The following is a 22697-nucleotide window of genomic DNA, read 5'->3' as shown; positions in this document are numbered from 1 at the left end:
CCCTTTACATGTAAAAATGATTTAAATTGCTTTGGTATTGTCCATGAGTACTGGCACAACAACTAAAGAGACAATCACTGCTGCTATCGTTCCAAAGATAAGCGCCACACCCAATCCTCCAAAAATAGGATCTGTCGCCAAAAGTGTGCTAGCTAAAATAATCGCCGCAGCCGTTAAGAAAATAGGCTTAGCCCGTGTGGCACTCGCAAGCGCAATGGCACGTTTTTTCTCAATGCCTAGTTTCATCATCGACTCGGTAAAATCAATGAGCAAAAGAGAATTGCGAGAGCTAATTCCCATGAGAGCAATAAAACCAATTAAGGATGTTGCTGTTAAAAAAAACGTCTCTTTAGAAAAAAGATCCATCAGCCAATGTCCAAAAATTACCCCAATAATCGAGAGAAAACTTCCTAAAAGTACAATACCAGAAAGCGCAAAACTTTTATAATAAACCACCATCAATAAAAAGATAAGCACCAGTGCGGCAATAAACGCCCCACCCAAATCTCTAAAGGTATCCATGGTAACTTTCATCTCACCATCCCACACCAAATCAAAGACTTCGCCGCTATGTTTATCACGTAAGCGCAAATCAAAAAGATGTGTGTTTTCTACCTCATAACGCTCTTTAAGTGCCTCTTTAATCGCACTTCTAACATCCAGCAAAGGATACACTTGTGAGACTAAATCTGCTTCAGCCACAATGCTTACCATCTTTTGCAAATTTTTTGAGAGAATCGTAGGCGTCGAAGAGACTTCTTCAATACGCACTACTTCACTTAAAGGCACTAACATACCCTGTGCATTGCGTAGGGAAAAAGCACTTAATTTTGCCATGAGCGCCTCTTTGCTCATCGTTGATAAAGCTTTGGAATCATGACTCAAAACCATGTACAAAGGAATCTGTGAAGGAGAGTGCTCACTGTTCTTGTAACTCACGTCCATTCCTTCAAAGCCCATGTACAGCATCTTATGAATATACTCTATACTTAAGCCTGCACGTAAAGCCTTTTCTTGATCAATGTGCAAAGAGAGCTTTGGGTGCACTTCATCTCGCATAATATCAACATCCACCAAATCAGGATGCTGCACAACACTTCGTTTAATTTCATCAGCCAATGCATTTAAAGAGTGACTCTCATCGCCATAAAGCTCAATAACAATGGCCGCTTGTGTTGGAGGTCCTGCTGGTTGCTCTACCATTTTGATAGATGTTTTTTCAACCAATGGCTCACATGTTTTTTGAATAATAGGACGCAAGCGATGCACCATTGCATACGAGGATTCATCTCGATCATGCGCATGACTCAGATTGACCACAATTTCACTGACATGCTCTCCACTTTTAAAGCTTGAGCCTTTGACTAAGCCCGCATAATCCAAAGGAGCGCCCATGCCATTAAACACTTCGATATTCTCTATCTCTTTCTCTTTTTGCAACCATGAAACCACACATTGATTTACTTTTTGCGTCTCATAGTAGGAGCTTCCATTGGGCAAATCAACATATATAGAGAAAGTATTGGTACTTTTAGAAGGAAGCATTTTGGCTAAAACAATCTCGCTTGGAAACATTAAAATAGAAGCAAGAAAAGCCAAAAACGTAATGATAAGCACCCAGCGTTTTTTAACCTTATCACGCAAAATAGCATAAATAAAATGCTCAAAACGCTCAGTCATGGTTTTCTCCTTGAGGAGCTGTTGGTTTTTTTAAAAATTTTCGTGCCAAATAAGGGGTAAAAATGTACGCAATCAGCAACGAAGCGGACATCGCAACAGGTACATTTAACGGGATAGGTTTCATAAACTCACCCATCATTTGCCCTACAAACGCCATAGGAACCATCGTTAAGATAATCGCAATAGTCGCCAGATTCGTGGGTGCACCAATCTCATCAGTCGCTTCAATCAACAACTCATCCATTGATTTCTCTTTTGAAAATTTACTGTGCAAATGGCGATGGATATTTTCAATCACCACAATCACATCATCTACCAAAAGCCCCAGACTGAGCAAAAATGCAAAGAGTGTAATACGATTAATCGTCTGGTCACTCATATACGCAATAAAAATGGTAATCGCCAAAATAGCAGGAACGGTCAAAATAACAATAATCCCCTCTCTCCATCCCAAAATAAAAATCAGCAAAAGCGCAATAATCACAATGGAAATCAATAAGTGAAACACCAATTCATTCACGGCTTCATTGGCTCGTTCACCATAATTGCGTGTCACAATATATCCAATGCCCTCTTGGTCGAATTCACTTTTATATGCCTCTAAACGGGCTAAAACATCCTCGGCAATCACCACCGCATTGGAGCCTTTAAGTTTAGAGATACTCAGTGTCACCTGCTCTTGCAAAGGAGTAAAAGAGCCATCGCTTTGGCGATACGTCATCTGCGCATTTTTAAGATTTTGTTGATCATATCCTAGCGAGATACGAGCCACATCTTTAAGATAAATAGCAGAACCACCCACATGTGCTACCATCACATTTTCAATATCCTCAACACTCTCTAGCACATTTTTAACACCAAAAACAACCCATTTCCCCTCTTTGGTATGATTGCTTACTTCTGGCATTTGTGTACTCAGCGCACTAAGCGCTGAGCTAATCTGCTCCAACCCCAAATGATACGCCCCTAATTTGAAGAGATCAACTTCAATGTTAAACTGCTCTTTATGCTCTCCTTTGAGTTCTGTTTTAGCCAAATTTGGCGCATCACCCAACGTATTACGAAAGGCTTCAACGTGTTTATAGAGCTTCACACTCTCTTGTTGATTGCTATCTTTCGCATAAAAAGCAATGGATAAAATGGGAATGTCAATGTCAATATCAAAGGGTTTCACTAATGGTGTGGAAGCACCTTTTGGGAGTTGATTCATATTTTGCATCACTTTATCATAGAGTTTGAGATTGGAAGCTTCTCGGTTTTCTCCAATGTAATACATCACATTCACAATCCCCACGTTATCGCTAGAAATTCCATAAATATGTTCCACGCCCTTAATCTCTTTAATGCGGCGCTCCAAAGGGCGCACCACCACTTGCTCTATTTCTGCCGCACTCGCACCGGGTAAACTGACCATCACCATACCCCCGCTAATCGAAATCTGCGGGTCTTCCTCACGAGGCATCAATAAAAGTGCTATGACACCTAAGCTGATAAGCGTTACACCTAAAATCATCGTTAAAGGATTACGTAAAAAAAGACGAGCCAAATAACCCGCTAAATATTTTTCTTTATACGTACGCATCACTGTTGACCTAAAAGAAGTGTCGCATACATCCCAGGATACGCCATGCGCTCTTTACATGTAAAACTCGTTTTAATACGAAAAGCATGCGTCATGGGATTGGAACTTGGGACAATCGCTTCAATCACACCCTCACTTTGACACCCAATGGAAGGAATTTCAACGACGGCTTTATCGCCTATATGAATCGTTTTAAGATACGCCTCTGCTATTTCCGCACTAATTTTAAGATGCGAAATATCTGAAAGGACAAAAGCGGGAACACCTGCTAATGCCATTTCCCCCGCATGAATCTGCTTTTTAATCACCACACTATCATTAGGTGCTTTCACATCCAAATAGTGATACTGGTTTTCTACTTCCAAACGTTTCTGCTTGGCTGTTGCAATTTGCTTTTGTGCAATATGGAGCATTGTCTTTAGGTTATTGCACGAAAGCTCTAAATTTTCAACATCAAACTTTGAAACCATATCTTTGGCATACAAACGCTGGTGACGTTCTAAATTTAATTTTGCATTGGTATACTGGGCTTCATACATTACATAAGAGAGCTGTGCTTGTTCGATAGCCAATCGGCTTTGCTCCAATGCACTGTCTATCTCTTTGGAGTCAATACGGTACAACACTTGCCCTTTTTTGACCACATCCCCTTCTTTGACAAACACCTCTTTGACATAGCCCATGTAACGGCTACTGATACTTTTTTCATTATCAGAGATGACACTTCCACTTAAGACTAAAGGCTCTGCACTTAAAAAACTTCCCCCTAGCAAAAATGCTATCAGAGTTACATGTAATGATTTCATACTTCATCCTTCGATGCAATTTTTTCCAATTCAAAAATAATTTCATAATAAGCGTTTTGCGCCTCTTTGAGTTTTAACTTTGTTTGCAACAAATCACTGTGTTTTAACATCACATCATTGATAGAAGCAAGACGTTGCGCATAGCGAGCGACATAATTTTCATAAATAACGTCTAAGAGTGCTACCTCTTTTTTCAAACTAAGAACCTCTTGGGCATAGGTTATTTGTTTGGTTTGGAGCTGTTTTACATGTAAAAGAAGACTTTTTTGCGAAAGGACCAACTCTTGTGCTGCTTTAAGATGCCCTACCCGTGCTTTTTCGATTGAGGCTCTATCCGCACCACCGTTAAAAAGGTTCCATTTCATCTGAACGCCTACCGTATAAGCATCGTTTTGAGACCATTCCCCCATCCAGCGATTATCCGCACTACCATACTGTGCAAACGCTCCAATTTGAGGCAAATACGCACTCTCTTGAAGGGCAATATTCATCTTCGCAATCTCCACCGCTTGTTCTGCTTTTTTCACCGAGAGATTGTCATGGAGGATTTGAGCATCATTGAGCTCAAAATCTAAGCCATCATGCTCTTGTGTGACAATGTGTGTAACAGGTTCATCAAGCAAAAAAGAGAGATAATGATAGAGCAGTTGCGTATTGGCTTTCGTACTGATAAGCTGACGTTGAACATGCGCTAAACGAGCCTCTACTTCAAGAATATCTACTTTTTTAGCATACCCCTCATCCATAAAAGCGTGTGTGGTTTCTAACATCCGCTGCATAGTTTTTTCAATCTCTTCTAAATCAACACGATACGCTTGCATTAAGGCAATGTCATAAAAACTTTTTTTGACTTCATAGATTTTTTGAAGACGCACCTCTTCTTTACTTAAAGAACTAAGATAACGTAAGGCTTTGGTAATTTTCTCATGCTGAGTTATTTTTCCCCCTGTGTACAAAGGGAGAGTATAGGTTAATGTAGTGGAGAAATGGTTACGATCTTGAGGCTCATTTAAATCACTTGGCGTTGATTGGTAATTAGGATTGCTCATATCGAGCTGTTTAAACCCAAAATCAGCAAACGTTGCTTCTCTGGATTGGAGTTTATAGCCAAATACATTAAGAGCATCATTACTCCTCAAAGCATTATGCGCAAAATCAAGCGCACCATAATGGCTCGCTGAAGCAATTTGTGCATCAAGCGTTTTGAGCAATTCATCCATCTTTGCGATATCAATTTCTCTGTTTTTCTCTTTGACTTTTTGAATCGCCCTATCAAGACTCAAAGGCTCTTGGGCAAATAAAAATAAGAAGGAAAAACAGATAGATAGAAAAACTTTCATGCACACATCTCCCTTTTTTAATCAATGTACGATTGTACAGACACTGTAAGGGAGATGGTATCACATTTTGTGTGTAGCTTTATTAATTAGGAAAAATTAAGATAACTCTTTTAGAATTAAATAATTATCTATTAAAAAAATTTATTCTTTAGTTTAAAAAAGTAGTAAATGGTTTTAAATTGAATGTATACAAAAGGCGCCATTATCAGAAAATAAAAAAGCGAATTTTGTGTTAAAACCTGATTTGCCACCAGACCTGTATGGATAAAAAACATACCAAAAACCATAAACGCAACCCCTGGACAAATCAGCGCAAAACTCGTCGGTGAAAGCATTTTTGAATTGACAAATATTTCAAAATAACCAATATTACGCATGACTTTATACCCAATCACACCAAAGATTAGCTGTAAAGAAACCACTAAACTGGTAAACGTAAACATAGAAGCATTGGCCATTTTTTGATCAAAGTGATGATCCAATCCAAAACTCACACGAATAAAAGTAATGCCTAAAAGAGTCAAGATAGGTATCATAATCCACAAGGAAGGACTCGCCTCATTGGAAATACCTTGTTGAAAAATATTTTGGAAACCAAAAACCATCTTAATCAACAGTAACAAAAGCGCAATCGCACTAAAAAAGATAGCACAAAAAATACCAATCGCATTAATTACCAAAGAGTGACTCATCGCTCCAGGCGCTGCAAAACCAACCGCTATCATCGCAAATGAAAAAATCGAAATCATCTGTGAGAGATTGTTATTATTGGCAAAATCAAAATCACCCTTGACAATTAAACGTGTAAAGTAATCAATGAAAAATTTTAAAGCAAAATAGCCACAAAGAGCAAATCCTATTAACGCAAAAGGAAAAAGATACTCTACAATACTCCATAATTTTGGAACAAAAAGCGCACCTAAAACAAAACAAACATTAATCGTCATTGTAAAGGTTAATGGCAATGTCATCAGCGTCACTTCAGCATTGGACTGAATCAAATGCTGATACGCTTCTGTTTTTTTATAAAGGTTATATTGTTTGATATTCCATACCAAAAGCTTAAAATGGTAAAACGCAAAAAAGAGAATACCAAACGCACTCAAAGCAGAAACAACACAGAGCCAATCTTTTTGTTGCAATGCAGCATAAAAAAATTCAAAGGTTGTCATAGGTACCCCATCGTGAGGTACCATAAACATCAAATAGATAAAAAAGGAGACGGAGAGACCTCCCGCTCCTAACGCCGATAAAAAGCAAATAGGGGTAAATTTCTCTCGTAACATCTCATAAATCCTTTCGATTATAAAACAGCGTACTCAACCCAAACGCATGTTTCTAGTTTATTGAGTTCTGTAATAATTTTTTTGTCAATATCCGTATCGACTAAGATAACCGCCATCGCAAATTGATGTGCTCCACGACCTAATCTAAAGTCCGCGATATTGATTCCCTCTTTTGCCAAAATAGAAGTAATATTGGCAATAACGCCAGGAACATCGTTATTTTTAAAGATAATCATTTTACCTTTTGGTTTAAAGTCAAACTTAAATCCATTAATGCCAACAATACGTTGTTCATCTTCACCAAATACTGTACCACTAATACTAATGGCATCTTTATCGGTAACCAGTACCAATGTGACTTTATTTTTATAACCACTCGTACTGCCTAGCACTTCAAATTTACTTTCAATCCCTTTTTCTTTCGCCACAAATTCTGCATTCACATAATTGACGGTTGTCGTATTGGTCTCACTAAGTGCACCCACAATACCAAAGGTTAAAAGAGATTTACCAAATTCAGCAACATCCCCTTCCAGTTCAAGACGAATGGATTTAATTGCAGAACGATTGAGTTGAGCAGCTAAAAAGCCTATTTTCTGGACTAATTCTAGGTAAGGTTTCAAAGAGGCTGGCATATCTTCAGCCTTAATAGGTAAGTTAAGTGCATTAGGATAACTGATACCACGTGCCGCACTCACCGCATTTTCAGCAGCTTGAATCGCAATTTTTTCCTGAGATTCTAGGGTATTTGCACCAAGATGAGGGGTAACACAGACATTTTCTAAATCCAGCAAAGGATGGTTAGTTGCGGGTTCTTTAGAGAAAACATCAATACCAGCAAAAGCTATTTTGCCACTTTTCAACCCTTCATACAACGCATCTTCATTGTACAAGCCACCACGTGCACAGTTGATCAGTCGCACACCCTCTTTCATTTTTGCAATTTCATCGTGAGAAATCATATTGAGTGTTTCTTTGTTTTTAGGAGTATGAATCGTAATAAAATCACACGCTAAGATGTCATTAAAATTGGTAGTGTATGTCATGCCAAGGTCTGTCACTTTTGAGGCAGGGATATAAGGATCATACGCCACAATCTCCATGCCAAATGATTTTGCACGAATCGCTACACGACTGCCGATGTTACCAAACCCTATCACTCCTAACTTTTTATCGCATAACTCTACACCATACCATTTTTCACGATTCCAAATACGATCAATTTTTAGGTGGTTATTGGCATTAGGAAAGCTTCTTGCACAACCTAACATGTGTGCCATAGTCAGTTCAACAGCAGCAATGGTATTGGCAGTGGGAACGTTCATTGCAATGATACCTCTGCGAGAACATCCTTCTTGATCCACATTGTCAACACCCACACCTGCTCTCACAATAGCTTTAAGATTTGTTGCAGCGTTCAAAAATTTTTCATCCACGTCCGTAGAACTGCGAGTAATCGCAACATCACAGTCGCCTATGATTTTCAACAATTCATCTTTTGGAAGCTTGACTGCATCCACAACATCAATATCTTTTTCCGCACGTAAGATTTCAAAACCTTTTTCGTGGATCGCATCACATACAATAATCTTTTTTGTTTTCATAACCAAACCTCGACAATTTTTGATTTTATATCATATTTTTCAAGCTCTAACACAACATTTTCTAACGTCTTTTCACTTTTTGCCTCAACAAAGATGGAGGGAACTTTATCCTCCTTAATCACAATGTAAGGCATACGTAAAGCCGTCAGTGTCTGAATAATACAAAAAAGCGAATACCGATCCGCTCGATCAATCACCAAACGAAAAGATTTCGTTTTCCCACTCCCTGATGGTGCGTTGTTCAAATCAATCTGCATAAAAAGTTCATTCACGGGAAAAATAAATTCACGAGAATCTTTTTGTGCCATTTCTTTAATCCATGCGGTTTCTTGAGAAGTTTGATTGATTTTTGGCAATGGGGAGGGTTCGTACTGAGCACTATCTATTTTTACTTCTACCTCTTTATCGAGAAGATGGGATAAAAAAAATCCCACCCCTACAAAAAGCAATAAAAAAAATGCACCCAGTACTTTTTTTTGCATGGATTATTTTAATTGATCTTTTAAAATATCTCCAAGCGTCATTTTTTCATCTTTATTAATCTCTTTCAACGCTTCTCTCTCTTTCATTTTAGACAATCGTCTAACAGAAAGGCGAATACGATTTTTCTTGTCATCAATAAAGGTAATAGCCGCTTCGATTTCATCGCCTACTTTTAAGTCAGCCTCATTGACTTGACCTAAATCTTCTTTACGAATTAATGCATCAACATTTTCTTCCAATTCCACAAAAATACCAAACTCTTTAATATCTCTGATTTTACCATGCACAATATCACCGTTTTCATGTGATTTAGCATATTTTTGAATTGGACTATCTTCAAGCTCTTTTTTACTCAAAGAAACTTTCTCTGCTTCTTCATCAATTTTAACGATTTTAACTTCTACTTCATCGCCCACTTTGAAAAGCTCTTTACATTTATTGTTACGATCCCAAGAAGCATCTTCATTGTGTAAAAGACCCTCAATACCACCAATTCTTACAAACGCACCAAAAGCAGTAATAGTTGTAATTTCACCCTTAACAACATCCCCTACTTTATATTTCTTGGTAAATTCATCAAATGGTTTTGCAAGTACATTTTTTAAAGAAACACGTAAACGTCTCTCTTTGGCATCAATTTCAATAACCTCAACATCAACCACTTGACCCTCTTCAATATAATCACGTGGATGTTTAATATTTTTATCCCATGAAATTTCAGAAATGTGTAAGAAGCCTTCGATGTCATTACCCAAATCAACAAACGCACCATACGGTTCAATATTGCTAATTGTGACTTGAATAGAATCACCTGTTTCAAGCTCATCTTTAATCTCATCCCAAGGATCTGGCATCGCAGCTTTGACTGAAAGTGATAAATGACGTTTATCTTTATCGTATTTGATAGCTTTAACAGGAATCACTTCACCTTCTTTGTAGAGTGTTCCTGGATTAACTGGACCTTTATAGCTGATTTCACTATAATGAACCAATCCATCAATGCCACCTACATCGACAAACATACCATACGTTGTAATTTTTTTAATCGTTCCTTCAACCACTTCATCACGATCAATCAATTCTTGAACAATCTCTTTACGCTTTTTGCGATCATCATCCAAATATTTTTTACGAGAAACGATGATAGACTCTGTATCACCATCAATCTTAATCACCTTAACTTTGAGTGTTTTACCCATAAGGCTATTCATATCTTTCACAGCCGCTTGAGAACGTGGTAAGAAGAATTCAATGCCTTCTTTATTCTCTGCAATAAAACCACCTTTGTTTTTGCCTGTGATTTTAACATCTAAAACAGCATCGTCTTCTTCTTTAAACTCTGCGATAAATGCTTTAATACGATCTTTACGAAGGGCTTTTTTGTGCGAAACCGCTGGTCTTTCATTTCTGAATCCTGTAATCACTACAGGAATAACATCACCCACTTTACATGTAATGTTACCATTCTCATCTGTTACCTCAGAAGCATTCAGGCGTCCCTCAGACTTCTTGCCCACATCTACTAAAATAACATCTTCTTTAATTGCTACGACAACACCATTGATGAGTGCATCTTTTTCAGAATCTTTAAAAGACTCTTCCAACATCGCCGCAAAATCCATCTCCTCATGCTCGTCTACGGCGTCAGTATGAACAGTTTTGTTCGCCTCTTTTACCATTTGCTACCCTTTTTTGATTGATTTTTAACACATTTAGTTGCATGTAACCATGCAAAAGTTGTCTATTATACTTTAATTTCGCTTATTTTTCCAATTATTTTTTCAATAATCCAATCAGGCGTGGAAGCACCTGCGGTTACTCCACACAGCATTTTTCCTTCAAACCATGAAGGATCCAAATCTTTTTCGCTCTCTACCAAAAAGCTATCAGGACAGTACTCTTTACAAATACTGTGAAGTTGTTTTGTATTAGAAGAGTTCTTCCCTCCAATCACCACGACAACATCCGCCTCTTTCGCAAGTTCGCGTGCAGCATCTTGATTTTCAAACGTTGCATTGCAAATGGTATTAAAAACACGTACCTCTTTGTAATGGGTAATTAAATAACTGGTGATTTCTAAAAATTCACTCACTTTACGTGTTGTTTGAGAGACCACTGCAATTTTACTGCGTTTAAATTTGACATCTGCTAATTCATCGACACTTTGAATCACATGTGCACCATGAATGGCATAACTTTCTACCCCTTTAACCTCAGGATGATTTGCATCACCAAAAATGACAATTTCATACCCCTCTTTACTCATTTTTTCACAAATTTCTTGAGGTTTTGTCACATACGGGCAGGTTGCATTAATCACTTCAACATTGCTTTGCACTAAGGTTTCTAAATCATTTTTGGGAATGCCATGCGTTCTGATAATCGCTTTTTCAACCCCACTGGCTTCGGAAATATCATGTAAAGTTTTAACATTAAAATTTTCACGCAAACGATTAATCTCTTCATTGTTATGAATGAGGGGTCCAATGGTAGAGGCATTTTGCGTATTTTCAGCAATTTTAATCGCACGTTTAACCCCAAAACAAAACCCATAACTCGTTGCTAATTTAATTTTCATAGCTCAATGTTTCCTATCTGAGAGAGAAGCTCAATAAAATTGGGGAAAGAGGTATTAATACACTCAATATCTTCAATACACATCGCTGTTTTTGTCCCTGCTATCGCAAAACTCATCGCAATTCTATGGTCTCCAAAGCTATTAATCGTAGCACTTTGAAGCATACCACCTTCTACCTCGTAACCGTCTGCAAATTCTTGAACTTCAATATGACATAATCGAAGATTTTTAACCACACTTGAAATTCTATCGCTCTCTTTAACACGTAATTCTTCAGCATTTTTAACCACGCTTTTTCCTTTAGCGCAGGCAAATGCAATGGAAAGGGCGGGAAGTTCATCAATGAGCCACGAAATATTTTCACTGACCTCAACCCCCTGTAATGATTTTCCCTTGATTACAATATCTCCCACACTCTCATACTGACTCTCTTTTTCGATAAAAGAGACCTCTGCGCCCATACGTGCAAGTACTTTATAGGCTTCAATACGTGTGGGATTTAGGAGCATGTTGTGTAAAGTAACCATACATCCTTCATGAATGGCTGCGGCCACGGCAAAAAAGAAGCCACTCGAAGGGTCACTTGGTACACGTATATTTAAAGGCTGAAGTGGTTTTTCTTGAGGATAAATGCTTACATGTAACCCTTCTGAAATCACTTTTGCTCCCATACCCCGAAGCATTCGCTCACTGTGATCTCGACTCAACTCGGGTTCACAAAATGTTGAAATGCCATTGGCTTGAAGTGCGGCCAAAATCAGAGCACTTTTCACCTGAGCAGAAGCAATTTTACTTTCATAATGAAAAGCATTGAGTTTTTCTCCTCGAATACCTAAAGGTGCAAAATTGCCGTCATTTCTTCCATCAATATGCGCTCCAATACTGCGCAAAGGATCCGCAACACGTCGCATTGGACGACTAGCTAAATATTTATCTCCATGTAAAACAAAAAAACCTTCACAGGTTGCTAAAAACCCCATAAGCAGTCGCATCGCCGTACCAGAGTTCCCACAATCCAAAATCAACGGTGGTTCACCTACTTTTATTGGAGGCGTAATGGTAAACACACCCTTCTCTTCATGCGTCTGAATCGTCACACCTAAAGCCTCCACAATCTTAAGGGTACAGAGCGTATCTTCTGCTAAAAGATAGTTTTGAATCAAAGAAGGTTGGTCACTTAAGAGTGAAAAAATAGCACACCGATGCGAAATTGACTTATCACTAGCAATCTTATCCGTTGCAAAAGCAAAGTCTCCTTTTGGTTTTACATGTAAGGTTTTCATCGAATCGTAATCCCAAATTTTTCTTGAATTTGTAGCAACAATTTTTCAACCATAGAAGCAATTTCCTCTTCTTCAAAAGTTTTATCCATGGATTGAAATTGAAGTTTAAGTGTTAAACTCACTTTATTTCCTAAACTTTCATGCACATAACGGTCAATCACTGCAAATTTTATCAGTTCTTTTGGAGCGATGGTATTTATAAACGCTTCTAACTGGGCATATTGCATCGTCACATCCACCAAAAGACTTAAATCCCTTGAAGAGGAAGGCAATTTTGAGTACTCTTTGGCAATTTTACGTCCATAAGAGAGCGCATTAAAATCAAGCTCACAGATATACGTACGTGCTAAATCAAGCTCTTTTTCTACTTGGACATTGACTCTGGCCATAAATCCAGCTTCTACCCCATCAATGATCACGCATGCGGCTTCATAAGGACTGCACAAACCATTGACTTCGACAAAAGGGAGCAAGGTAAAATGACCTAAAACATTTTGAATTTTACTTGCAAATGCAAAGAAATCAATCTCACTTGGCTTACCATGATTGGCAATTTCAGGCAGACCATTTTCACCACTAAAAACAAAAGCTATCTTTTTTGACTCTTCTCTTTTGGCACTAAAAACACTACCAACTTCAAAAAGAGCCACACGTTTTTTACCAAATTTTAAGTTATTTGACACCGCATTTAAGATGTTGGGAATCAAAGAACTACGAAGGGTATTCAGCTCACTAGTAATAGGATTAGCAACTTCAAGCGCTTCTTCTAATCGAGGTAAATGGAACTGTTTTGCTTTTTCACTGTCATCGAAGACAAAATGCAGGGTCTCAAAAAAGCCTGCAGCAACCGCACGATACCGATACATTTGTCTCTTTTTAAAATCAAGGTATGGCTGGTTGATTTTTGATTTTTCTGCAAATTCAAATGGCTTAGAGGTAATATTATCAATCCCGACAATACGCACAATCTCTTCACAAATATCTTGAACATTAACCACATCTGTACGGAATTGAGGGATTTTAACATTCATCACATCTTGTTCAAACGCAAAATTTACACCAAATCCTAAATGCTTCAAGATTTTAATAATACGACTTTTAGGAATTTCTTCACCAATCATAGCGGTTAAATCACTTTGGTGTACATTTAACACACGCTCTTCAACATCATGTATCATCTGTTGCGCATCTGCATAGAACATCACGGAAGAGCGTTTGGTTAGCATCTTCATAAAATAATGAATTCCAAAACCCAACGAAGGCTCACTGCCCCTTGATGAACGGTAGAGATGTTTATCCGCACCCAATTTTTTATTGGCACTTAGCGAAGCAATAATCTCTGGATGCGTATAATTAGCCTCCACAATAATACGTTTATCTAACGCATTTGCTTTACATTGACTCATCTGTGCTATGCCTGTAATCGCCACTTTTTCTTTATCTAGCGCATAAAGAGCATCTAAATTATTTTCATCTTTGATAATAACAATTTTTGCTTTATCTTCTTGTTCACAAAAGCAAGCATGATTATAAGCGCGTAACAACACGCCTGTCACATACGTCGAATAATCAATGAGCTTACCTAAAAGACATGAAGATTCAACTTCTGCAATACCTAAACGAAGCTCAACCAATAGGGGTACGGCAATTTCAGTATTGTCAAACACTTTGTACATGTAAGAGCTATTAAGCGCTTCACTGCCTTGAAGATGAAGCACACGACCCACTCCTGGCTGATTTTCCTCTTCTTCTTTTTGATTGAGCGTTTTAACTTCCAAATCAAAATAAACACTTAGATCTCTTGCAACCCCATAAATACTCTGACAATCACCTCGATTAGGGGTAAGCCCAATTTCAATCACATCATCATTCAAAAGAGGATAGTCGCATAAAGGTTTTCCAATTTCAAGTGCGCCAATACTCTCATCTAAAATCATAATGCCATCATTGATTTTAGGAAGTCCCAATTCGGTAGAAGAACAAATCATACCGCAAGACTCTACATCACGCAATTTTGCTTTTTTGATTTTAATACCATCTGGAAGCTCTGCTCCTATTAAAGCAACGGCAACTTTTTGCCCCGCAGCAACATTTTTAGCACCACAGACAATTTGCTGAACACTCTCACCCACATTAACCTGACAAACATTGAGTTTATCTGCATTGGGGTGTTTTTCACAAGAGAGCACTTCCCCTACGACGACATTTTGAGGTAAACGAAGCTGATGAACACCATCAACTTCAAGACCAATAGCATTTAAGGCTAGAACAATTTTGTCAGTATCAATCGCATCAATTTCAATCCATTCATTTAACCACTGTTTTGTTACTATCATTTAAATTGCTCCAATAATCTCAAATCACCCTCAAATAAAGACCGCAAATCTGGAATTTGATGTAAAAGCATCGCAAAACGCTCTACGCCCAAGCCAAACGCATACCCACTCACATCTTTATAACCCACAGCTTTAAAAACATTAGGATCCACAACACCACAGCCTAAAACCTCGAGCCAACCTGTATGCGAACAGACACGACACCCCTCACCTTTACAGAAAATACAACTAATATCTGCCTCTGCACTAGGCTCTGTAAAAGGGAAAAAACTAGGACGAAAACGCACTTTAACATCACCAAACATATACTTCAAAAAGTCTTCCAATATAAATTTTAAATGAGCAAATGAGACTTTTCCCGCTTTATCAACGACCAACCCTTCGACTTGGTGAAACATCGGTGTATGGGTAATATCAAAATCACGTCTAAAAACAGCCCCTGGACAAATCATCCGAATAGGTGCACTTTGTTTAAGCATCGTTCTAATTTGTACAGGAGAGGTGTGCGTACGAAGCAACATCGAATCTTTAAAGTAAAAGGTATCTTGCATATCACGTGCAGGATGGTACTTTGGCAAGTTCAACGCTTCAAAATTGTGAAAATCATCTTCAACCAAAGGTCCTTCTTCGATTGAAAAATTCATGCTGACAAAGTATTCAATGATTTTATCCATTGTATCCATCACAGGATGCAAAGCCCCTGCACTGCTCTCTTGGTTAAACAGTGTTACATCCACACTGCTTTTTTTCATTTCTGATTCAATCATAATGGCTTCAAGCGCACTCTTTTTTTCATTCAGAAGGTCTAAAAATTTCTCTTTGGTGACATTTAGTGTCTGTGCAAACTCTTTTTTTGCATCACCTTCTAACTTTTTGAGCGCTTCAAACTGTGCAGCAAAATGCCCTTTTTTTCCAAAAAGAGAGACTCTTATTTTGTCTAATTCCCCCAGCGACTCACATGCAACAATCGCATTTTCTATCTCTTTCAAAGATCAGCCTTTCATCACAGGATTTTCACTCTATCCTTAGTCTATTCAAGGTCCCATTTTAGTCAAACTTTAATTATAAAAGGTTAAAATCGTCTAAAAAAGAGGAGAGAGAGATGACCATCTTTAGTAAAATCGTTAGCGGAGAGATTCCTTGCAATAAAGTTCTTGAAAATAGTGATTTTTTAGCCTTCCATGACATCAATCCCAAAGCACCCGTTCATATTTTGATTATTCCCAAAAAAGAGTATCAATGTTTTCAAGAGGTTGATCCAAAAATCATGGTGGGATTGACAGAGTTTACCCATCAAGTCGCAAAACTTTTGGGTTTAGATGAGAGCGGGTATCGATTGATTACCAATAACGGCAGCGATGGTGGACAAGAAGTTTTACACCTTCATTTCCATCTTTTAGGAGGGGCGAAACTCTCTTGGGATCATTTAAGTGACAGTGATTCTCGCCAATTTATTTAGCATAAAAAAGAAGAGGCATAGCCTCTTCTTAGGCTTCTTTTCGTGATTGTATCCACGCTTCAAGAAGTTCAATCTGTTTACATGTAGAACTGGTTGCTGTTCCACCTTGTGAGGTTCTTGCATTCATTGAATGGACTAAACTCAAAACTTCTAGCACATCTTCACCAATGCGAGCATCTACTTTTTGAAGCTCTTCCACGCTGAGTTTACTCAAATCTATTCCTAAACTCTCCGCATGGGCAACCGCACGCCCTGTAATAAAATGCGCCTCACGGAAGGGAATATTGCATTTTTGAACCAAATAATCCGCCAAATCAGTGGCACTTAAATGCCCAACTTCGCAGGCCTGACGCATACGTTCATGATTAATGCTCATCGTACGAATCGCCTCTTTGAGAATATTTAAAGAGATAAAAACGGTTTCAACACTGTCAAAAACCCCTTCTTTATCCTCTTGCATATCTTTGTTGTACGCCAAAGGAAGTCCTTTTAACACCGTTAAAAGTGAAATCAGATTACCATTGACACGTCCTGTTTTACCACGTAAAAGTTCAGGCACATCAGGATTTTTCTTTTGTGGCATGATAGAACTTCCCGTTGAGTATTCATCGCTAAGCGTGATAAATTTAAACTCATAACTTGACCACAAAATTAGCTCTTCAGCAAAACGAGAAACATGCATCATAATGGTTGAAATGTTAAAGAGAATTTCTAAAGCAAAATCCCTATCACTAACGGTATCTAAACAATTCACGCTCACACCATCAAATCCTAAAAGTTTTGCAACGTATTCACGGTCGATATTGTGTGGAGTTCCGGCTAAGGCAGCACACCCTAAAGGTAAAATGTTATTGCGTTTATGTGAACTTTCCAAACGCTCAATGTCTCGTTTAAACATCGAGACATAGGCTAAGAGGTGAAACGCAAAGTTAATAGGCTGTGCATGCTGAAGATGTGTCATACCAGGTAAAAGTGTATTTGTATGCTCTTTGGCAATCTGCATTAAGACATCAATTAAAGACTCCAGAACATTGACAATTACTAATGTCTGCTTTTGAACGTATAAACGAAAATCAAGGGCGACTTGATCATTACGGCTTCGAGCGGTATGCAAACGTTTTCCTGCTTCGCCAATCAGTGTAATTAAACGACTCTCCACCGCCATATGAATATCTTCGTGTGCGATGGAAAATTCAAACAGACCCTCTTCAATCTCTTGTTTAATTTGCATCAAACCTTTGGCAATCTCTTCTGCTTCTTCTTGCGTTAAAATGCCCTGTTTTGCAAGCATGGTTGCGTGGGCGATAGAGCCTCTAATATCTTCTTCATACAACTTTTTATCAAAAGGTAATGAAGCATTAAATTCATCAAGTAATTGGGCACCACTTTGGGCAAATCTCCCAGACCATAGTTTTGACATTGACACGTCTCCTTGGATAAATAAACGTCCTGCTTTTGGCAAGAATCGTGTGCCTTAACACAAAGGCTTAGGGGTTACATGTAAAGGGTTTAACCTTTACATGTAACGAGTAAAATTAGAGTTTTGGACCCGCACTTGAGAAGTCAGAATCTGGGGTAATATATTTTTTGAAGTTCTCGATAAACATGCCAGCAAGCTCATCTCTGGTTGCATCATAAAGGCTTTTGTTCTCCCATGTATTTTTAGGATTTAGAACTTCTGTTGGCACACCCTCAAGTGTTTTAGGTACTTGAATATTAAAGACAGGAATAGACTCAAAATCTGAATCATTAATACTTCCATCCAAAATAGCATTGATACACGCACGTGTTGCTTTAATACTCATACGTTTACCCACACCAAAACCACCGCCACTCCAGCCTGTATTGACCAAATAGACATCTACGCCATATTTATCAATTTTTTCACCCAATAGCTTTGCATAAACGGTTGGATGCAAGGGTAAAAAAGCTTCACCAAAACATGCACTAAACGTTGCAACAGGCTCAGTTATACCACGCTCTGTTCCTGCCACTTTGGCAGTATAACCGCTTAAGAAGTAGTACATCGCTTGCTCTTTAGTCAGTTTTGAAACAGGAGGTAAAACACCAAAAGCATCCGCACTTAAAAAGATAATTTTTTTAGGATGTCCTGCTTGAAGTGTTTTTTCATGATTTTCAATGTGATAAATAGGATAAGAGACACGGGTATTTTCTGTTTTAGAACTATCTGCAAAATCAACCACATCGTTTTCATCAATCACGACATTTTCTAAAAGTGCGTCTTTTTTAATCGCACCATAAATTTCAGGCTCACTGTTTGGGTCAAGGTTAATACATTTTGCATAACAGCCACCCTCAAAATTGAAAATGCCCTCATCGTCCCAACCATGCTCATCATCACCAATTAATTTACGTTTTGGGTCTGTGGAAAGGGTTGTTTTTCCTGTCCCAGAGAGTCCAAAGAAAAGTGCTGTATCACCTTTTTCACCCACATTGGCAGAACAGTGCATCGAGAGTTTACCCTCTAATGGCAACCAGTAATTCATCATAGAGAAAATACCTTTTTTAATCTCTCCACCGTACCATGTTCCACCGATAATAGCAACATTCTCTTCCACATTAAAAACTACGAAAACATCTGAATGTAACCCATGCTTTTTATAATCTTCATCTACCACTTTACATGCGTTATAGAGCGTAAAGTCTGGCTTAAATGTCGCCAACTCTTCTTCCGTAGGACGAATAAACATATTTTTAACAAAATGTGCTTGCCATGCCACTTCTGTCACCATACGAATACTTTTACGACTGGCTAAACTTCCACCACTGTACGCATCTTGAATATAAATATCTTTGTTGGAAAGCTGATTTTTGACTTTTTCAAACAGTTCATCAAAAATCTCTTTTGTAATTTTTTGATTAATTTTTCCCCATGAAATGTATTGGTTTGACGGGGCTTGATCAACAAAGTATTTATCTTTCGGACTTCTTCCTGTAAAAATCCCTGTATCGACACTGTAAGTACCATTACGTGTAACGCAACCTTCTTTATTTTTGATTTCATGTTCAAGCAATTCATCATAGCTAATATTGTAATGCACTTTACCAATATTGGTTAAACCAAGCTTTTCTATTTCATTAATCTTTGACATACCCTTTACCCTTAAAAAATCTTATTTAAAAATTGACAACAGCACACCCGCTGCAACCGCCGACCCGATAACACCCGCCACATTTGGACCCATTGCATGCATTAAAAGCATATTCGTTGGATCTTCTTTCATACCTTCCTTATTCGAAACCCTAGCCGCCATAGGAACTGCACTCACACCTGCTGAGCCAATCAACGGATTGATTTTTTGCGTACTAAACTTATTCATAATTTTAGCCATAATCACACCACCTGCTGTACCTATGGAAAAAGCAATCAACCCTAAAACAATAATACCCATTGTCTCAGGTACTAAAAATTTTTCAGCGGCTAATTTAGACCCAACAGAGAGACCTAAAAAGATAGTGACAATATTAATTAATGCATTTTCCATCGTTTCAGAAAGTCTTTTGACCACACCCGATTCACGTGCTAAATTACCAAATGCCAACGCACCAATTAGTGGCGTTGCATCAGGAAGCATTAAAATACATAAAATCATCACGGTCAGAGGAAAAATAATCTTCTCTAATTTTGATACTTCACGTAACTGTTCCATTTTAATTTTACGCTCTTCTTTGGTGGTTAGCGCACGCATAATAGGAGGTTGAATAATAGGCACCAACGCCATATAAGAATACGCTGCAACCGCAATCGCCCCGAGTAAATCAGGCGCTAATCGTGTTGCTACAAAGATAGATGTTGGACCATCCGCCCCACCAATAATACCAATCGCACATGCATCTTTGAGGGAAAAGTTAATAAACCCTGTATATTCAGTTAAGACCGCTGCACCAACAATCGTACCAAAAATACCCAGTTGTGCCGCACCCCCTAAAAGAGCCGTTTTGGGGTTGGCAAGCAGGGGACCAAAATCGGTCATGGCGCCAACGCCCATAAAAATCAATAAAGGAAAAAGCCCTGAACTAATTCCCATATTAAATAAAATCCCTAAAAATCCCTCAGGACCTGCAATATCTGCGACAGGGATATTGGCTAAAAACCCACCAAAGGCTATGGGAATAAGTAGAAGAGGCTCAAACCCTTTTGCAATTGCCAAATAAAAAAGTGTAAAACAAACCCCTATCATAATAATACGTCCCAAACCCTGATTAAACGTAGAGACTTCTACACCATGGCTTTTTAAACCTTCTTGCGGATTGAGCATCGCATTAAGCCCAGTGGATTCATACAGAGCGCCAAAAAGTTCTGTGATACTCTTTGATTTATAATCTTCATTAAGATTTTCTTTACTCACCTCATTAGCGGATAGTGAATGCGTCATAAAACTAAGGCTTAAGAGAACGAAAAATGATAGGAGTAGTTTTTTCATTTTACCTCTTTATAGGACAACAAGCACTTGATTATTGACAATGGTATCGCCTTGTTTGACTTTCACTGCTTTCACAACACCACTGCTTGGAGAGGCTACTTCAATTTCCATTTTCATTGCCTCAATCACAATTACAGCTTGACCCTCTGAGACTTTATCGCCAACATTCACTAAGACCTTAAAAATAGTACCAGGAAGCCCTGCTTTAATTTCAAGACCAGAAGAAGCACTGGTATGAGGGGTAGATGCACAAACGCCTTCCTCGCAGCCTTCTGAAATTTCTATATCATAACTCTCTCCATTAATCACAATAGTAGTACTATCGTTATCAGATTTAACATGATATTTTTCACCATTCACGCTTACTGTAAAATCTGTAATACACGATGGTGTCTCCTCTTTTTTCGCTGAGACTTTTCGTACATTCACTTTAGCTTCACCCTTTAGGAAAGCAATACCTTTTTCTTTACACGCAGCAGCAATCAAAAGGTTTTCTTCGCTTACTTCAAGGTTTTCTTTTTCTAAAATCTGTTTTACATGTAACAAAGATTTGGTATCGTCCGCATCTGCTAAATCAAGTGCATTTTTTGTTGTAGGAGGAAGTTTAAGCTGTTCGCTGGCGAGAGAAACAACCTCAGAATCAGGTGCAACAGGTGTTTTCCCAAAATAACCTAAGACCATTTTGCCATAACCTTCTGCAATTTTTTTCCATGGTCCAAACATCACGTTGTTAAATGCTTGTTGAAAATAAAATTGTGAAACAGGCGTCACACTGGTACCGTATCCGCCTTTTTCAACCACTTCACGCATCGCTTTAATCACGTCTGGAAACTTATGTAAGATGTTATTATCACGAAGCATTTGCGTATTGGCAGTCAACGCACCACCTGGCATTGGCGAAAAAGGAATGAGTGGAGAAACTTGGGTGGCTTCAGGTGGCATAAAATAATCTTTTAAGCACCCTTGTAAAACATCTTCGTATTTGAGGATTTTTTCTAACTCTAACCCACCTAAATCATACTCTTTGCCTTTAACGGCATGAAGCATGGTTAAAATATCTGGTTGAGAAGTACCACCACTCACAGGACTGGCTGCCATATCAATACCATCAACCCCTGCTTCAAGCGCAGCTAAGTAACAGGCAACACTTACACCCGCAGTTTCATGGGTATGAAGTCGTAAATGGGTTCCTTCTGGAACAAGTTTACGTGCCATTTTGATAGTTTCATAAACTTTTTGAGGGCTTGATGTTCCACTGGCATCTTTAAAACAGATACTATGATAGGGAATACCTGAGTCTAAAATTTCACGAAGGGTTTTTTCATAAAAAGCAACATCATGGGCACCAACGCATCCAGGAGGTAAATCCATCATCGTCACAACAATTTCATGTTTTAATCCATGATGTACAATACGTTCACCACTGTATTTAAGATTTTCAACATCATTGAGGGCATCAAAGTTACGGATGGTTGTCGTACCATGTTTTTTAAACATTTTAGCGTGTAAATCAATCAGTTCCCGATTACCTGTATCGAGCATTACTGTATTGACTCCACGAGCAAGGGTTTGTAAATTTGCATCTGGTCCTGCAATTTCTCTAAATTTGTCCATCATGACAAAAGCATCTTCATTGAGGTAGAAATAGAGACTTTGAAAACGTGCCCCTCCCCCAAATTCAAAATGGCTAATACCCGCCTCACGCGCTGCTGCTACTGCTGGAAGAAAATCATCCATCAGTACACGTCCACCAAAAACAGACTGAAATCCATCTCTAAACGTTGTATCCATCACATCGATGTATTTTTTAGCCAT

17 protein-coding genes are annotated in these 22697 nt (G+C 38.4%); 1 reads left to right on the top strand and 16 read right to left on the bottom strand.

The features are described 5' to 3' along the window. Positions 1-21 precede the first annotated feature (21 nt). The 12 genes from SDEL_RS12365 to pheS all read right to left on the bottom strand — a co-directional run bounded on the left by SDEL_RS12365 (position 22) and on the right by pheS (position 15967). A complete protein-coding gene (locus SDEL_RS12365; RefSeq protein ID WP_012856422.1) occupies positions 22-1680 on the bottom strand; it encodes an efflux RND transporter permease subunit in 1659 nt (552 codons plus the stop codon). After that, the gene (locus SDEL_RS12360) at positions 1673-3262 is read right to left on the bottom strand and encodes an efflux RND transporter permease subunit (RefSeq protein ID WP_012856421.1); all 1590 of its coding nucleotides are present in this window, start codon (positions 3260-3262) and stop codon (positions 1673-1675) included. Before SDEL_RS12360 ends, SDEL_RS12365 begins: the two co-directional genes overlap by 8 nt. Next, positions 3262-4068: an efflux RND transporter periplasmic adaptor subunit gene (locus SDEL_RS03175; protein ID WP_012856420.1), complete on the bottom strand. Its 807-nt coding sequence runs from the start codon at positions 4066-4068 to the stop codon at positions 3262-3264. The genes SDEL_RS12360 and SDEL_RS03175 overlap by 1 nt, the downstream gene beginning before the upstream one ends. After that, entirely contained in the window at positions 4065-5408 is a 1344-nt protein-coding gene (locus tag SDEL_RS03170) for a TolC family protein (protein ID WP_012856419.1), read from the bottom strand. Before SDEL_RS03170 ends, SDEL_RS03175 begins: the two co-directional genes overlap by 4 nt. A 131-nt stretch (positions 5409-5539) precedes the next feature. Continuing rightward, the gene (locus SDEL_RS03165) at positions 5540-6694 is read right to left on the bottom strand and encodes a TsoY family (seleno)protein (protein ID WP_012856418.1); all 1155 of its coding nucleotides are present in this window, start codon (positions 6692-6694) and stop codon (positions 5540-5542) included. A gap of 17 nt (positions 6695-6711) precedes the next feature. Next, on the bottom strand, positions 6712-8298 hold the full coding sequence (gene serA / locus SDEL_RS03160) for a phosphoglycerate dehydrogenase (RefSeq protein WP_012856417.1): 1587 nt from the start codon (positions 8296-8298) through the stop codon (positions 6712-6714). Then, a complete protein-coding gene (locus SDEL_RS03155) occupies positions 8295-8780 on the bottom strand; it encodes a hypothetical protein (RefSeq protein ID WP_012856416.1) in 486 nt (161 codons plus the stop codon). Before SDEL_RS03155 ends, serA begins: the two co-directional genes overlap by 4 nt. A 3-nt stretch (positions 8781-8783) precedes the next feature. Beyond that, complete coding sequence (locus SDEL_RS03150; RefSeq protein WP_012856415.1) at positions 8784-10460, bottom strand: 30S ribosomal protein S1; 1677 nt, start codon at positions 10458-10460, stop codon at positions 8784-8786. A gap of 65 nt (positions 10461-10525) precedes the next feature. Next, on the bottom strand, positions 10526-11359 hold the full coding sequence (locus SDEL_RS03145) for a 4-hydroxy-3-methylbut-2-enyl diphosphate reductase (RefSeq protein ID WP_012856414.1): 834 nt from the start codon (positions 11357-11359) through the stop codon (positions 10526-10528). Beyond that, positions 11356-12642, bottom strand: coding sequence for a 3-phosphoshikimate 1-carboxyvinyltransferase (gene aroA / locus SDEL_RS03140; RefSeq protein WP_012856413.1), 1287 nt, complete (start codon positions 12640-12642; stop codon positions 11356-11358). The genes SDEL_RS03145 and aroA overlap by 4 nt, the downstream gene beginning before the upstream one ends. After that, the gene (gene pheT / locus SDEL_RS03135) at positions 12639-14978 is read right to left on the bottom strand and encodes a phenylalanine--tRNA ligase subunit beta (protein ID WP_012856412.1); all 2340 of its coding nucleotides are present in this window, start codon (positions 14976-14978) and stop codon (positions 12639-12641) included. Before pheT ends, aroA begins: the two co-directional genes overlap by 4 nt. After that, a complete protein-coding gene (gene pheS, locus SDEL_RS03130; RefSeq protein ID WP_012856411.1) occupies positions 14975-15967 on the bottom strand; it encodes a phenylalanine--tRNA ligase subunit alpha in 993 nt (330 codons plus the stop codon). Before pheS ends, pheT begins: the two co-directional genes overlap by 4 nt. Positions 15968-16080: 113 nt before the next feature. On the opposite strand from pheS, the gene SDEL_RS03125 reads away from it, so the two are divergent. Beyond that, on the top strand, positions 16081-16437 hold the full coding sequence (locus tag SDEL_RS03125) for a histidine triad nucleotide-binding protein (RefSeq protein WP_012856410.1): 357 nt from the start codon (positions 16081-16083) through the stop codon (positions 16435-16437). 28 nt (positions 16438-16465) lie between these two features. On the opposite strand, the gene argH is transcribed toward SDEL_RS03125, so the two are convergent. The 4 genes from argH to SDEL_RS03105 form a co-directional block, all read right to left on the bottom strand. Next, positions 16466-17857 (bottom strand): argininosuccinate lyase, encoded by a 1392-nt coding sequence (gene argH, locus SDEL_RS03120; RefSeq protein ID WP_012856409.1) that lies wholly within the window; start codon positions 17855-17857, stop codon positions 16466-16468. A gap of 115 nt (positions 17858-17972) precedes the next feature. Next, on the bottom strand, positions 17973-19550 hold the full coding sequence (gene pckA, locus SDEL_RS03115) for a phosphoenolpyruvate carboxykinase (ATP) (protein WP_012856408.1): 1578 nt from the start codon (positions 19548-19550) through the stop codon (positions 17973-17975). A gap of 21 nt (positions 19551-19571) precedes the next feature. Next, positions 19572-20882 carry a sodium ion-translocating decarboxylase subunit beta gene (locus SDEL_RS03110; protein WP_012856407.1) on the bottom strand — a complete coding sequence of 437 codons (1311 nt, stop codon included), beginning with the start codon at positions 20880-20882 and terminating at the stop codon, positions 19572-19574. Positions 20883-20891: 9 nt separating this feature from the next. After that, positions 20892-22697, bottom strand: coding sequence for a biotin/lipoyl-containing protein (locus tag SDEL_RS03105; protein WP_012856406.1), 1806 nt, complete (start codon positions 22695-22697; stop codon positions 20892-20894).

Origin of the sequence: Sulfurospirillum deleyianum DSM 6946 (genome assembly GCF_000024885.1) — a bacterium.
GTDB lineage: Bacteria > Campylobacterota > Campylobacteria > Campylobacterales > Sulfurospirillaceae > Sulfurospirillum > Sulfurospirillum deleyianum.
Note: the sequence above shows the minus strand (reverse complement) of the source record. Positions and strands in the feature narration are given on the sequence as shown.

What these genes read in the sequence shown, in the direction of transcription:
- SDEL_RS12365 (WP_012856422.1), bottom strand. Translation starts at nt 1,680, where the DNA reads ATGACTGAGCGTTTTGAGCATTTTATTTATGCTATTTTGCGTGATAAG.
- SDEL_RS12360 (WP_012856421.1), bottom strand. Translation starts at nt 3,262, where the DNA reads ATGCGTACGTATAAAGAAAAATATTTAGCGGGTTATTTGGCTCGTCTT.
- SDEL_RS03175 (WP_012856420.1), bottom strand. Translation starts at nt 4,068, where the DNA reads ATGAAATCATTACATGTAACTCTGATAGCATTTTTGCTAGGGGGAAGT.
- SDEL_RS03170 (WP_012856419.1), bottom strand. Translation starts at nt 5,408, where the DNA reads ATGAAAGTTTTTCTATCTATCTGTTTTTCCTTCTTATTTTTATTTGCC.
- SDEL_RS03165 (WP_012856418.1), bottom strand. Translation starts at nt 6,694, where the DNA reads ATGTTACGAGAGAAATTTACCCCTATTTGCTTTTTATCGGCGTTAGGA.
- serA (WP_012856417.1), bottom strand. Translation starts at nt 8,298, where the DNA reads ATGAAAACAAAAAAGATTATTGTATGTGATGCGATCCACGAAAAAGGT.
- SDEL_RS03155 (WP_012856416.1), bottom strand. Translation starts at nt 8,780, where the DNA reads ATGCAAAAAAAAGTACTGGGTGCATTTTTTTTATTGCTTTTTGTAGGG.
- SDEL_RS03150 (WP_012856415.1), bottom strand. Translation starts at nt 10,460, where the DNA reads ATGGTAAAAGAGGCGAACAAAACTGTTCATACTGACGCCGTAGACGAG.
- SDEL_RS03145 (WP_012856414.1), bottom strand. Translation starts at nt 11,359, where the DNA reads ATGAAAATTAAATTAGCAACGAGTTATGGGTTTTGTTTTGGGGTTAAA.
- aroA (WP_012856413.1), bottom strand. Translation starts at nt 12,642, where the DNA reads ATGAAAACCTTACATGTAAAACCAAAAGGAGACTTTGCTTTTGCAACG.
- pheT (WP_012856412.1), bottom strand. Translation starts at nt 14,978, where the DNA reads ATGATAGTAACAAAACAGTGGTTAAATGAATGGATTGAAATTGATGCG.
- SDEL_RS03125 (WP_012856410.1), top strand. Translation starts at nt 16,081, where the DNA reads ATGACCATCTTTAGTAAAATCGTTAGCGGAGAGATTCCTTGCAATAAA.
- argH (WP_012856409.1), bottom strand. Translation starts at nt 17,857, where the DNA reads ATGTCAAAACTATGGTCTGGGAGATTTGCCCAAAGTGGTGCCCAATTA.
- pckA (WP_012856408.1), bottom strand. Translation starts at nt 19,550, where the DNA reads ATGTCAAAGATTAATGAAATAGAAAAGCTTGGTTTAACCAATATTGGT.
- SDEL_RS03110 (WP_012856407.1), bottom strand. Translation starts at nt 20,882, where the DNA reads ATGAAAAAACTACTCCTATCATTTTTCGTTCTCTTAAGCCTTAGTTTT.
- SDEL_RS03105 (WP_012856406.1), bottom strand. Translation starts at nt 22,697, where the DNA reads ATGGCTAAAAAATACATCGATGTGATGGATACAACGTTTAGAGATGGA.